The organism is Kluyvera intermedia (assembly GCF_021440345.1).
Lineage (GTDB): Bacteria > Pseudomonadota > Gammaproteobacteria > Enterobacterales > Enterobacteriaceae > Kluyvera > Kluyvera intermedia_A.
In genome coordinates, this window is sequence record NZ_JAKCNS010000016.1 from 1 (window position 1) to 13,152 (window position 13,152).

The 13,152-nt window shown below is 54.2% G+C and carries 10 protein-coding genes; 7 read left to right on the forward strand and 3 right to left on the reverse strand.

The genetic code is table 11. From position 1 onward, the window contains the following. Nucleotides 1-105 precede the first annotated feature (105 nt). Nucleotides 106-1,380, forward strand: coding sequence for a porin (locus LZ634_RS04920; RefSeq protein ID WP_234502714.1), 1,275 nt, complete (start codon nucleotides 106-108; stop codon nucleotides 1,378-1,380). A gap of 205 nt (nucleotides 1,381-1,585) precedes the next feature. On the opposite strand, the gene LZ634_RS04925 is transcribed toward LZ634_RS04920, so the two are convergent. Beyond that, a complete protein-coding gene (locus LZ634_RS04925) occupies nucleotides 1,586-2,848 on the reverse strand; it encodes a dicarboxylate/amino acid:cation symporter (RefSeq protein WP_234502715.1) in 1,263 nt (420 codons plus the stop codon). A 273-nt stretch (nucleotides 2,849-3,121) separates the two neighbouring features. Between LZ634_RS04925 and tar the strand changes: the two genes are divergently transcribed. From tar to cheZ, 6 genes are read left to right on the forward strand one after another with little or no spacing between them, the layout of a single operon-like run. Continuing rightward, on the forward strand, nucleotides 3,122-4,780 hold the full coding sequence (gene tar / locus LZ634_RS04930) for a methyl-accepting chemotaxis protein II (RefSeq protein WP_234502716.1): 1,659 nt from the start codon (nucleotides 3,122-3,124) through the stop codon (nucleotides 4,778-4,780). 38 nt (nucleotides 4,781-4,818) lie between these two features. Then, a complete protein-coding gene (locus LZ634_RS04935; RefSeq protein ID WP_234502717.1) occupies nucleotides 4,819-6,423 on the forward strand; it encodes a methyl-accepting chemotaxis protein in 1,605 nt (534 codons plus the stop codon). A gap of 24 nt (nucleotides 6,424-6,447) precedes the next feature. Then, nucleotides 6,448-7,314: a protein-glutamate O-methyltransferase CheR gene (gene cheR / locus LZ634_RS04940; RefSeq protein ID WP_234502718.1), complete on the forward strand. Its 867-nt coding sequence runs from the start codon at nucleotides 6,448-6,450 to the stop codon at nucleotides 7,312-7,314. Beyond that, complete coding sequence (locus tag LZ634_RS04945; protein WP_234502720.1) at nucleotides 7,311-8,360, forward strand: protein-glutamate methylesterase/protein-glutamine glutaminase; 1,050 nt, start codon at nucleotides 7,311-7,313, stop codon at nucleotides 8,358-8,360. Before cheR ends, LZ634_RS04945 begins: the two co-directional genes overlap by 4 nt. 17 nt (nucleotides 8,361-8,377) lie before the next feature. Continuing rightward, nucleotides 8,378-8,767 (forward strand): chemotaxis response regulator CheY, encoded by a 390-nt coding sequence (gene cheY, locus LZ634_RS04950; RefSeq protein ID WP_234502721.1) that lies wholly within the window; start codon nucleotides 8,378-8,380, stop codon nucleotides 8,765-8,767. A gap of 10 nt (nucleotides 8,768-8,777) precedes the next feature. Further along, nucleotides 8,778-9,422 carry a protein phosphatase CheZ gene (gene cheZ / locus LZ634_RS04955; protein ID WP_234502722.1) on the forward strand — a complete coding sequence of 215 codons (645 nt, stop codon included), beginning with the start codon at nucleotides 8,778-8,780 and terminating at the stop codon, nucleotides 9,420-9,422. A 38-nt stretch (nucleotides 9,423-9,460) separates the two neighbouring features. Here the strand turns inward: cheZ and LZ634_RS22670 are convergent, their stop codons facing one another. Continuing rightward, the gene (locus tag LZ634_RS22670; RefSeq protein WP_234502723.1) at nucleotides 9,461-10,609 is read right to left on the reverse strand and encodes a fimbrial protein; all 1,149 of its coding nucleotides are present in this window, start codon (nucleotides 10,607-10,609) and stop codon (nucleotides 9,461-9,463) included. A gap of 4 nt (nucleotides 10,610-10,613) precedes the next feature. After that, entirely contained in the window at nucleotides 10,614-13,148 is a 2,535-nt protein-coding gene (locus tag LZ634_RS04965; protein ID WP_234502724.1) for a fimbria/pilus outer membrane usher protein, read from the reverse strand. Nucleotides 13,149-13,152: the final 4 nt, after the last annotated feature.

A 13,152-nucleotide genomic window follows, 5' to 3' on the forward strand; every position in this document is an offset into this window, starting at 1 on the left:
TAGAATCTTAATGCAATTAATATTTCCAACGCGGGAAATAATGCTTTCTCCAAATTTTAAATAAAAATGCTCTAAAAAATCTTAAATATTGATTAAGGGATTCCTATGTGCGTAAAAAAAGTAATGCTTAAACCTTCTCTTATTGCTCTGGCAATTACCGCCGCAGTAGGCGCACCGGCCTATGCGCTGGCCAGCAGCGGCGACCAGGCCGCACCGGCCTATACCGCAACGCAGACCAAAGGTGAGATGGTTTACCAGAATGATGATACGGCCATTTCTATTATGGGTTCTGTACGTCTGATGGCGAAAGATGATTCTGCCCATAGCGTGGAACATAATATCCAGAACAATGACTCGCGTCTGGGCGTCGCACTGCGGCAAAAAATTAATGATAAAGGTTATTACGCCGCAGGTTATTACGAAACGGGGATCCACGGGCTGGACTCTGCCACCGATGATCAAGGCAACGATGTTTATACGCGCCAGGCCTATGTCGGTTTGGGTAATGATCAATATGGTGTAGTGACCTTTGGTAAGCAATACGCACCGACCGACTGGGGCCTGGGTATTGATACCACTTATGCTTACGGCGGTAAGGCAAAACACGATACCGCCGGTATGTCGACGGATATTGTTAACTCTGCGGCCATCTATTATTACAACACCAAAGAATTCACCGTGGGCCTTATGGGGCAGGGGAATGACGATGTCGATAAAATTGGTTTCGGCAGCGGTTATGGTGATGGGCCGGATATGCACGACGCTTACCATGATGGATCGGCAACCGTTCACGGTGGCGCTGCACTTGCCGCACAATATCGTTTTGACAACGGTATTTCCGTTTCCGGCGCGGCCGCCTATAACAATTATTCGGTGAATCAGGGTTCTGTGACCACTGACGTTCCTGTTGGCACCCATGGCGGTACCGTTCCGGTGACGACCGTTACCGGCCCATCGTACGACGGTAATACCTATTCGATGGGGATGAATGCCAAATATACCGCCAACTTCGACGGTTTCACCTGGTATAACGGCGCGCAGGCGACTTACTACATCAACACCGTCGACGATGTTCATGCGGCAACCAGCGGGACCAGTAACCAGACCAATGACCAGGAAACCATCCTGGGGCTGGAATATGCCTCACAGTTCAAAATTACGCCGGAGTGGAGCATCTATGCGAACTTTGACTGGACGGAAGGCGGTGATGCGATGGATGGTCAGCACTTCCAGTCCACTACGCTTGGTACCGATTACTGGTTAGGCAAAAATGCGGTGACCTATATCGAATACGGTTACGAGAAAGCCAGCGGTAATACCGATGAGTCTTATAACGTTTCCGATCACCTGGCCGCCGTGGGTCTGCGTATCTTTATCTAAAGCCGAGTTTGACCCCGACCTATGCCAGTGGGGCGGGGAGCCGTACTTTTCATATCATTGCTATTGTTATTATTGCGCTGTTTCGCCGATGAGTGTCAGGCGGGAATGGACGGTTGATGTTTGATTTAGCCAGACCGCTTGGTCTGGCTTTTCTTTTGCTGTTCTCCCGGTATGGCATGGATGTTGCGGGAGAGACACGGCGGGCTTACATATTTTGCTGCGCCATCTCCGGCTCTTCCTGGGCCAGTTGGCCTTCGTTCTGCGACAGCATCGCCGTCGCTACGCCATTACCCAATACGTTGATCGCCGAGCGCCCCATATCGAGGAAGTGGTCAATCCCCATCAGCAGTAAAATACCGGCAACCGGAATATTGAAGCTTGGGATAGTGGCCGCCAGCACCACCAGCGCAGAGCGCGGCACCCCGGCAATCCCTTTGGAAGCCAGCATCAACGTCAGCATCAGCACGGCAATCTCTGAGAGGCTCAGATGAATGTTGTAGGCCTGGGCGATAAACATCGAGGCGAAGGAGCAGTACACCATCGAGCCGACCAGGTTAAAGGAGTAGCCAATTGGCAGCACGAAAGAGACGATATTGCGGGAACAGCCGAATTTGGTCAGTTGCTCGAGCGTTTTTGGGTAGGCCGCTTCGGAGCTGCTGGTGGTAAACGCGACCAGCACCGGATCTTTAAGCATCCCAAGCAAGCGGAAAACGTCTTTCTTCAGCACCATATAACCGATAGCCACCAGCACGCAGCAGGTCAGCACAATCGCGACATAGTAACCGCCGATAAACGAAGCGTAGTTCAGTAGAATGCCGAGACCTTCGGTCGCAATCACCGAAGAGATGGCGGCAAAAATCGCCAGCGGCGCAACGTACATCACGTAGCCGGTGACCTTAAGCATAATGTGGGAAACCACATCCAGCGCGGCCACCAACGGCGCGTTGAACTTCTGGCCGAGCGATGCGCCGCCGATGCCGAAGAACATCGAGAAGACCACAATTTGCAGAATTTCGTTATCGGCCATGGCACCGACAATACTGGTTGGGATGGTGTGTGACAGGAAGCCTTTGAGACTCATCCCGCTGACCGCAAGACCGGTATCTACTGTGTCTTTAGGAATAGATAAATTCAAGCCGCTGCCAGGATGCTGCAGCGTCACGATAAATAACCCTACCAGAATCGACAGCACCGAAGAGCTGATAAACCACACCATGGCTTTACCGCCCACGCGGCCAATGGTAGAGGTTTCACCGAGCTTCATGATCCCCACGGTCAGTGTGCTAAAGACTAAAGGTGCGATCACCATTTTGATGAGCCGCAGGAAGATATCGGTCAACAGCGTGATGTTGCCGGACCAGAGTTCAATGGTGGTTGCTGATGCGTAAGAATGGATCATTGCGCCGGTGAGAATGCCCGCCAGCATGAAAATCACGATGAAAATCGTGAGCTTGTTTGCGTTTGCCACAAAAATTACCCCGTCAGATTACGAAATTGCCCCGCGATGAAAAAATGATTTTTTATTATGTAATGCCATCAATTCATTCATCACATAAATTGTATGAAAGTGGGGTCATTTACAACTTTTTTTTATGTTTTATAAAAAACGTTGTTATTCAGTGACTCGCGCATCTCCTCTGGCTGACCCCTTCTCCCGCCTGCGATTTTTACTCTGAGGGCACGTAAAGTTTCTATTTAGGATGCCGATAACAGCGATAACTGAATATAGAGAAGGTGTTGTATGTTAAACCGTATCCGCGTTGTCACACTGCTGATGTTGGTGCTGGTCGTCTTCGCACTTCTGCAGTTAATTTCGGGGAGTTTCCTGTTCTCCTCGCTACATCAAAACCAACAAAGTTTTGCGCTATCAAACTCACTGCGAACTCAGCAAACGGAACTCACTAAAGCGTGGGATCTGATGCTGCAAACCCGTATCAACCTGAGCCGCTCGTCGGCGCGGATGATGATGGACACCACGAACCAGCAGAGCAGTGCCAAAAACGAGCTGCTGAAGAATGCCAGAACCACGCTGTCTCAGGCGGCTAGCCACTTCGAACGCTTTAGTCAACTTCCGCCACAGCCTGAAATGAGTGCAACCAGCGCCCAGGTTGTAAAAAGCTATAAGAACTATTTTGCCGCGCTGCAGGATCTGGTGGGTTTCCTTGAGAGCGGCAACATGGATGCCTATTTTGCCCAGCCTACGCAAGGGATGCAGAACGCATTGGGCGAGGCGATGACCCAATATTCCAATCAAAGTGAAACGCTCTATCAGCACGCGTTTACTACCAGCAGCAGCGATTACCAGATTGCCCGCTGGCAGTTGGCGGTTCTGGCCGTGGTGCTGGTGGCGGTGATGGTAGGCGCATGGTTTGGTATTCGCGCCATTTTGCTGAAGCCACTGGCGGCGGTGATGGGGCATATCCGACTTATTGCGGCAGGCGACCTGACTCAGCGTTTGACGCTGCGTGGCCGCAACGAAATTACCGAGCTGGGTGATACCGTCACCCATATGCAGACTTCGCTAATCGACACCGTGACCCACGTCCGTGAAGGGGCGGAGGCTATCTATCATGGTACGAGCGAAATTGCCGCCGGCAATACCGACCTGTCTGCGCGGACTGAACAGCAATCCGCCTCGCTGGAAGAGACCGCAGCCAGCATGGAACAGCTAACCGCCACGGTGAAACAGAACGCCGAAAATGCGCGTCAGGCTTCACACCTTGCCTTAAGCGCGTCGGAGACCGCTCAGCGCGGTGGCAATGTGGTTAATGGTGTGGTGAACACCATGCACGAGATCGCGGCCAGTTCGCAGAAAATTTCCGATATTACCGGCGTTATCGACGGCATTGCCTTCCAGACCAATATCCTGGCGCTTAACGCCGCCGTCGAAGCGGCACGTGCCGGTGAACAAGGCCGTGGCTTTGCGGTGGTCGCCGGGGAAGTGCGTAATCTCGCCAGCCGCAGCGCGCAGGCGGCAAAAGAAATTAAAGCGTTAATTGAAGATTCCGTCTCACGTGTCGATACCGGTTCAGTGCTGGTTGAAAGCGCGGGGGAAACCATGACCGATATCGTCAACGCGGTGACTCGCGTCACCGACATCATGGGTGAAATTGCGTCGGCCTCCGATGAGCAAAGCCGGGGTATCGACCAGGTGGCGATCGCCGTGGCGGAAATGGATAGCGTGACGCAGCAAAACGCCTCGCTGGTGGAAGAGTCGGCAAGCGCCGCCGCTGCGCTGGAAGACCAGGCTGAACGTCTGAATCAGGCCGTCGCGGCGTTTCGTCTTAGCCCAGCCACGGTGAGCCGCAGCGCGCCAACCGCTGCGCCATCGTTGACGACGCCATCGCGCCTTGCTTCGACAGCAAACAGCCGAACCGATAACAACTGGGAAACCTTTTAATATTATCCGCGGCAGTTGCCGCTTTTAGGAGTGTGGTGATGCTTTATCGTATTCGAATCTCTACCACGTTGTTTCTGATTTTGATTATCTGCGGCATTTTGCAGATCGGCAGTAATGGACTCTCCTTTTGGGCCTTTCGCGATGGGCAAAACAACATTAACCAGGTTGACCAGAGTAGCCAGCAACTGAATACCTTAACCGAGTCGCGGGCCGCCATGCTGCAGGCGAGCAATATGCTGAATAAAGCGGGCACGCTCACGGCGCTAAGCTATCCGCCCACTGAAGTCCGTAGCATGATCGATGATGTTAAGCAGGAGCTTTCGCAGGCGGATGCCCTGTTTAAGGGATTTATGGCCTTACCGCTGATGGGCGAACATGACAAAGCGTTGCAAAGCCAGACGGCAAAAACCTTTACCGCCTGGTATGAAATGCTGGCCCATCAAACGGCCTGGCTTGAGAACAATCAGCTGGCGGAATTCGTCGCGGCACCGGTGCAGAAATCTCAGGATCAGTTCGACAATGACTATGAGAGCTGGCGTAAAAATATTGAAAACTACGTCGCGGCAGCTGAACAGGAAAGCCAGAGCGACTATCAGCGCTCAACGATTACTTTTATCTCGATGGTGATTATCTCTGTGCTGATGACCGTCGGTGCGCTGTGGTGGGTTCGCCATATGATTGTCAAACCGCTGGCCATTATCAGCAGCCACTTTGACAGTATTGCGAAGGGCAATCTGGCCCGCCCCGTTTCGGTGTATGGCAAAAACGAAATCAGCGCCATTTTTGCCGGTCTTAAAGCGATGCAAAAATCGCTACGCGAAACCGTGGGGCATGTCCGTCAGGGCAGTAACTCAATGCATACCGGGATTTCGGAAATTGCCGCCGGCAATAACGATCTTTCGGCGCGTACTGAACAACAGGCGGCATCGCTGGCGGAAACTGCGGCCAGCATGGAGCAGCTGACGGCAACGGTCAGCCAGAACGCAGACAACGCCCGCCAGGCATCCGATCTGGCGCATGGGGCGGCAGATACCGCCAAGCGCGGCGGCGAACAGGCCAGCCACGTAGCGCAGACTATGCAAAACATCGCCACCAGTTCGAAGAAAATTAGCGACATTATCAGCGTTATCGACGGCATTGCTTTTCAGACCAACATTCTGGCGCTCAACGCCGCGGTAGAAGCGGCGCGCGCCGGTGAACAGGGCCGTGGATTCGCCGTGGTCGCCGGGGAAGTCCGTAATCTCGCCAGCCGCAGCGCTCAGGCCGCCAAAGAGATCAAAGTTCTGATTGAAGAGTCAGTGGCTCGCGTCCAGCAAGGCTCCGCGCTGGTGGAAACTTCCGCCAATACGATGACGGAAATCGTCCAGTCGGTCACTCGGGTGAACGACATCATGGGCGAAATTGCTTCCGCATCCGATGAGCAGCGCCGCGGGATTGAACAGGTGGCGCTGGCGGTTAGCCAGATGGATCAGGTCACGCAGCAAAACGCCGCGTTGGTTGAGCAGGGGGCGGCGGCAACGCAGCAACTGGCGAGCCAGGCCGATCACCTGACGAGCGTGGTTTCCGTATTTGAACTTGAAGAAGTGAAGGCGGAAGCGCCGCGCGAAAGCGTCGTGCTGTCTGCCATACCCGCAGTTTCCTGAAATGATGTGATGTAAGAAGGCGCTATGACTGTATCTCTGCCAAATGGGCAATCGCAATTACTGAGCCAGCTGACGCAGCGCCTGACGCTCACCGACGCGCAGTTTCGTCGGATCTGTCAATTGATCTACCAGCGCGCCGGTATCGTGCTGGCGGATCATAAACGTGACATGGTTTATAACCGCCTCGTTCGGCGTCTGCGGACGCTGAACCTGGATGATTTTGGTCATTATCTCAGCCTGCTGGAAGCCAACGGCGACAGCGCGGAGTGGCAGGCGTTTATTAACTCGCTGACCACCAACCTGACGGCATTTTTCCGCGAAGCGCATCACTTCCCGACGCTGGCGGAGCATGCCGCGCGTCGGCAGGGGGAATACCGAGTGTGGAGCGCGGCGGCCTCGACGGGTGAGGAGCCTTATTCCATTGCCATTACGTTAGCCGACACGCTGGGCACGGCGCCGGGGCGCTGGAAGGTGGTGGCCAGTGATATCGATACCGAAGTTTTAGAAAAAGCGCAGAGCGGAATTTATCGACTGGATGAGCTGAAAACGCTCTCCCAGCAGCAGCTTCAGCGCTATTTCATGCGCGGTACCGGGCCGCACGATGGGCTGGTACGCGTACGTTCTGAGCTGGCGAACTACGTGGATTTCAGCTCACTGAATCTCCTGAGCGCTCACTACGCGATAGCCGGCCCGTTCGATGCGATCTTCTGTCGTAACGTGATGATCTATTTCGATAAGGCGACACAGCAGGAGATCTTAAAACGCTTCGTGCCGCTGCTGAAGCCGGATGGTCTGCTGTTTGCTGGACATTCGGAGAACTTCAGCCATATCGCCCGTGAATTCAGCCTGCGTGGGCAAACGGTCTATGCGCTAAGTAAGGGAAGAGCATGAGTAAAATCAGGGTCTTGTCTGTCGATGATTCAGCACTGATGCGGCAAATCATGACGGAGATTATTAACGAACATGATGACATGGAGATGGTGGCGACGGCCCCGGATCCTCTGGTCGCCCGCGATCTTATCAAAAAATACAATCCGGACGTGCTGACGCTGGATGTCGAAATGCCGCGGATGGACGGTCTCGATTTTCTGGAAAAGCTGATGCGCCTGCGGCCCATGCCGGTGGTGATGGTGTCATCGTTGACCGGAAAAGGCTCCGAAGTGACCCTCCGGGCGCTGGAGCTGGGGGCGGTCGATTTTGTCACCAAACCGCAGTTGGGTATTCGTGAGGGGATGTTGGCCTACAGCGAGACGATTGCGGAAAAGGTCCGTGCGGCTTCCCGTGCGCAGATTAGTGCGCATAAATCCCTGGCGGCGCCAAAGGCGTTGAAAGCCGGGCCGATGCTGAGTTCGGAAAAATTGCTGGTGATCGGTGCGTCAACGGGCGGAACGGAAGCTATTCGCCATGTTTTACAGCCATTGCCGTTGACCAGCCCGGCGATCCTCATCACTCAGCACATGCCGCCAGGTTTTACGCGGTCGTTTGCCGAACGGCTGAACAAGCTGTGCCAGATTACGGTGAAAGAGGCTGAGGACGGCGAGCGCGTGTTGCCGGGCCACGCCTATATTGCGCCGGGCGACAAACATATGGAGCTGGCGCGAAGCGGGGCGAACTATCAAATCAAAATTCACAACGGGCCGCCGGTTAATCGCCATCGCCCGTCGGTTGATGTGCTGTTTCATTCGGTCGCGAAGCACGCGGGGCGCAACGCCGTGGGGGTTATCCTCACCGGTATGGGCAATGACGGTGCGGCCGGGATGCATGCAATGTATCAGGCCGGTGCCTGGACCATTGCGCAGAATGAAGCCAGTTGTGTGGTGTTCGGCATGCCGCGTGAGGCCATCAATACCGGTGGCGTCAGCGAAGTGGTCGATCTTAGCCAGGTAAGCCAGCAGATGCTGGCGAAAATCAGTGCCGGACAGGCAATACGTATTTGAATCAGGAGAATTATTTTATGGCGGATAAAGAGCTTAAGTTTTTGGTTGTGGATGACTTTTCCACCATGCGTCGCATTGTGCGTAACCTGCTTAAAGAGCTGGGTTTTAACAACGTCGAAGAGGCTGAGGATGGCGTCGATGCGTTGAATAAACTGAATTCGGGCGGGTTTGGTTTTGTTATCTCTGACTGGAACATGCCTAATATGGATGGGCTGGAGCTGCTGAAAACCATTCGTGCCGATGGCGCAATGGCGGCGATGCCGGTACTGATGGTGACGGCGGAAGCGAAGAAAGAGAACATCATCGCCGCCGCTCAGGCTGGCGCCAGCGGCTATGTGGTTAAGCCGTTTACCGCGGCGACTCTGGAAGAGAAACTGAACAAAATCTTCGAGAAACTGGGCATGTAAGGTGACTATCATGATGCAATCTTTCATTAAGCCCGGCGAAGAACATTCTGCCGCGGATATTATTAGCCGTATTGGCAACCTGACCCGCATGCTGCGCGATAGTTTGCGCGAGCTGGGTCTGGATCAGGCCATTGCCGAAGCCGCTGAGGCTATCCCGGATGCGCGCGACCGTCTGGACTATGTCGTGCAGATGACCGCGCAGGCAGCCGAGCGCGCGCTGAACAGCGTGGAAGCATCTCAGCCGCATCAGGATGAAATGGAAAAGGGGGCCAAAGCGCTCAGCACGCGTTGGGATGCATGGTTTGAAAACCCGATTGAGCTGTCCGACGCACGTGAACTGGTTAGCGACACGCGGAAATACCTCGGTGAAGTACCCGGGCACACTAGCTTTACCAACGCTCAACTGCTCGAAATCATGATGGCGCAGGATTTCCAGGACCTTACCGGCCAGGTTATCAAGCGTATGATGGATGTGATCCAGGAAATTGAGCGCCAGCTGTTAATGGTGTTGCTGGAAAATATTCCGGAGCAGGGCGCGCGGCAGAAGCGTGAGAACGACAGTCTGCTCAATGGCCCGCAGGTCGATACGTCCAAGGCGGGCGTAGTGGCAAGTCAGGATCAGGTTGACGATCTGCTCGATAGCCTGGGATTCTGAATAAAAAGGCCCGCTTGCGGGCCTTTTCATAAGCAGGGCTACTTGAGGTCCATTTTTACCGTTACGTTACCTTCAAATTTTCCAGGTTCAGGCGGCGTACTGGTCGTGGCGACCGGTGCGGCTGACATCTGGATATGGCCGTCGCCGTTACTATCCAGCGTAATAGGGAACTCTGCGCTGCCGTCGAGAGCGACGTTGAGGTTGTTGCTGTCGTACATCCGCACGCCAATATCATCCCGCCCCATCATTTTGGCAATATAGCCCGTTCCCGTATCGCTGACGCCTTGATCGGACGTGAGCGTCAGTTTGATTTTGTCCGTGTTGTCCGACGCTGGGTTATCACAGTGGAAGTTGATATCGACATCACGTAGAGCGAAACCCACCGGTGGCTGGCCTTGAGCGACAAAGTTAGAGCGGGCGACAGAGTTGAAGTCGACATTAATGGCGCTACCGGCGTTGATAGTACAACTCAAAGGGGCACTTAACGATCCTGAAATGGTCATCCGGGAGGCTAACTGTGCGTTGGCAAAAGTACAGGAACCGGTGCCATAAAATATACACAGGCTGGTTTCCGCCAGCGTTTGCGTTGGGATGAGTTCCGTACCAAAAATGGGTCGGACAATATGGATAGAGGCGGTCAACTTATTCCAGTTAAACACCCGCTGGGGGACGCCAGGCGCTGGGCTTTTGGCGCAAACGCTTTGCGTAGATTCCGTATTTGTCCCTTCCGTGGTGCTCGTTGCCGGCGCGGTATTGGGGTAAGTCGTCAGCTTGGTCAGCGTTTCCCCCCCGGCTACGGTGTCAGTAAATAGGGTTAACTGGATATCCAGCTTATCGGTGAGTTTACCGTAGCCCGGGGTCATGCCCGCCATGAGCGGCGTTGCACGGTAGGAATACAAGTTCTCCTTGTCCGTGCTTCTTAAGCCTGGGCAACTGCTGCATTGGGCCGGCAGCGGCTCTGCCGGGACCATGAAATTATTCAGCGGCGAAATGGTGTTACCGGCGTAGTTCATCGCTGAGCTGAGTTCATCATCCAGCGTAACTTTAACCTCTCCCTTAACCGGGAAGCAGCCGGTTAAGAAGGTTGCAGCGGCGTTGGCGTGTAGGGTGAAAGCCAGCGCTGCCAGTAGCAGAATGATTTTAAAACGGCGTTGAACCGTAAAGCGAAAGATAGAGTTGTGTGACACGTGATTATCCTCCCTGGTTGCACACGGTGCGGATGCGTTTAATCCCTGCGGCATCGTCTTTAAGGTTATTGTCACCCTCGGCGACAACCGTTGCAGCGCACCTCTGTTGCTGTTGGTTTCCCCATTTGACGCGAAGCGTCACCGACTCGCCAAGGCCGGCAAGATAGACGGTACCCCGGTCATCGACGATACCGCTGTTAAGCCCATCAGATGAGGTGACGATAGCGCCAAAAGGTACGGTTTTCCCGGTGGGCTGCGTTAAGGTTATCAATGCTCTATAGCCGCGATGCGCATTGAAATGTGCGATGACGGCGGCGTTACGCGTTGGCACCACCGTGGTTGCCGTATTGCCGCTGTCGACATCTTCCGGCAATTCGTCAGTCTCGATACCAATGCGGTTTTCGCGATAGGCGGAAAGCGATGGAATGATGGCGTTGCCAAACCAGTCGGTACGGATTCCGCGTTGATTCTCAAAACCTATCCCCGGTGCGCCGTCAGCATCAACGATGGCGAACTGATTGCCTAACGGTTGAGATAGCGTCACGCCATGGGGATGGGCGACTACCGCGCCGGTAGCCCCATAGCTAAGCTGCCGCGTACCATCGGTTGCGCTGTAATAGCCCGCATTCAGCCTGCCGTATTGGGCATACCATGTACCGTATAGGCTGCTGCTATTTTCCGGCGTTTGGGTGCTATGACTCTGCTGCAGTGAGTAGCTCAGGCTATTGTCCGCCAGCAATGAGCCATTGAGGCCAACGTTTTGGGTCGTTGCGCCATGCTGGCTGTTGTTTAAGCTATAGCTCGCCCAGCTATTGGGCAACCAGCGGCTCAGTGGAACCGTCAGGCCAAAATAGAGTGAGCGATCGTCCGTGCCGCTGCTGGTGTTGCTCCAGGTGAGTGAGAAGTTATAGCTGATTCCCAGCAGGCTGTAGTTCATGCCTGCGGAAAGAGAACTGTCGCGATGATCATTGTTCCAGTAATTTTGCTGATAACCGTTCAGATAAAGATTGCCATCACCGAACTGCTGGCTGAGGTTCATCTGCAGTCGAGCGCGCTTGTGGTCAGTGCCATCATCATGCGTGTCATCATCGGAATTGCGCTGATTCACCTCCGAAAAGCTGTAGAACCCTTTACTTGAGTAGCGATAACCCGAAAGTGATAGATGGGTGTTGGTTGGGATGATATCCGTGGAATAAAGGACCCGCCAGGACTGGCCGGTATCGGTTTCACCGGTGTCGAGCTCACTGTGCGCGAAAGTGACATCGGTGGAGATAGCACCCCATGCGCCTAAGCCAATTCCGGCACCGGAGACGATAGCGTTGTAGTTTTCAGCCATCGTAAGACCTCCGAAGGCCGTCACCTGATTGTTCACGCCATAGATAGCGCTGCCCTGAACAAATTCAGGCTCTTTGTCGCCACTGCCGCTCGCGGCGCGATAGCGCCCCGCGGTGGCCTCAAAACGTAGATGAGAAGGGCGTTGCATCAAGGCGATACTGGAAAATGCCTGGGTCGTTGTATGGACGGTACCATCCGCTTCCTGCACGCTCACTTCCAAATCGTCGCTGTTGGTTGATACCGTCAGATCGTTGATTTCAAAGGCTCCGGGTGCCACGTTTTGCTGGTAAAGGGTATAGCCGTTTTGCTTTACGGTGACCACGGCGTTGGTATAAGCCGTGCCGCGAATGACCGGCGCGAATCCGCGCTCGCTGCCGGGGAGCATGTCGTCATCGGAGGCCACGTTGACGCCGCTAAATTGAATACTGTCGAAGACCTCGCCTCGCGTGCTGGATTCTCCAGCCAAAAGCTGGGCCTTGAGCACCTGAATATCGTGCTGTGCCCAGGTGGCAATATTTTGCCATCCTTCGTCGCCGTCGGAGCCCGACCAGGTGCCGTAATTGCGAAGCCTCCAGCCGCCAAGATTCACCCCGCTGCGTAAATTAAGATATTGGCTGTTTTGATTGTTGTGGCCTGAGGTTTCACTTTGCTGCCCGCTAAATGAATAATCGGCAAAGCCAACGGGCACGCCGGTGTCCCAGCGTGAAGGGTCAATATAGCCATTCCCTCTGTGGGAGAGTGCCGCTTGCGGAATGCTGAGGTTTAAATTTTGCCGCTGGAAGTCGAATTGGGCGCTGGCTAAGGGAATATAGTCTCCCAGCGGCTGTTTCAGGGGGCTGTCGGTAGGTTCAGCAACCAGTTGCGGATAATCGTCAATTTTCACCCCCCATTCTCGCAGCATTTTTGGCGTTAATAGCGGGAGAAGCGAACCATCCTCCGCGTTGGTGTAGGTTAGCGTTCGATCCTGAATTTTGAGTTTATTGAGCAGAATATGCGAAGGGTAGCTCCCGGCCAGCTGGGCCTTCGGATTGGCAAAAATATTCAGGTCTGCTGCCTGCGGGGCGTTCTCTCCGCCTTCCAGCGACTGCGGTTGAAAATAGAAATCACGCGCATACAGCGTATTGGCGGTGAGAAGCAGCAGTCCGCCCACGCCGTACAGTACGGGCAGGGAGTTCAAATGATGAAAGCGTAGGTTCTGCATCATGGTG

Excerpts from the sequence above, each read along its gene's own strand:
- LZ634_RS04920 (WP_234502714.1), top strand. The coding sequence starts at position 106 with ATGTGCGTAAAAAAAGTAATGCTTAAACCTTCTCTTATTGCTCTGGCA.
- tar (WP_234502716.1), top strand. The coding sequence starts at position 3,122 with ATGTTAAACCGTATCCGCGTTGTCACACTGCTGATGTTGGTGCTGGTC.
- LZ634_RS04935 (WP_234502717.1), top strand. The coding sequence starts at position 4,819 with ATGCTTTATCGTATTCGAATCTCTACCACGTTGTTTCTGATTTTGATT.
- cheR (WP_234502718.1), top strand. The coding sequence starts at position 6,448 with ATGACTGTATCTCTGCCAAATGGGCAATCGCAATTACTGAGCCAGCTG.
- LZ634_RS04945 (WP_234502720.1), top strand. The coding sequence starts at position 7,311 with ATGAGTAAAATCAGGGTCTTGTCTGTCGATGATTCAGCACTGATGCGG.
- cheY (WP_234502721.1), top strand. The coding sequence starts at position 8,378 with ATGGCGGATAAAGAGCTTAAGTTTTTGGTTGTGGATGACTTTTCCACC.
- cheZ (WP_234502722.1), top strand. The coding sequence starts at position 8,778 with ATGATGCAATCTTTCATTAAGCCCGGCGAAGAACATTCTGCCGCGGAT.
- LZ634_RS04965 (WP_234502724.1), bottom strand. The coding sequence starts at position 13,148 with ATGATGCAGAACCTACGCTTTCATCATTTGAACTCCCTGCCCGTACTG.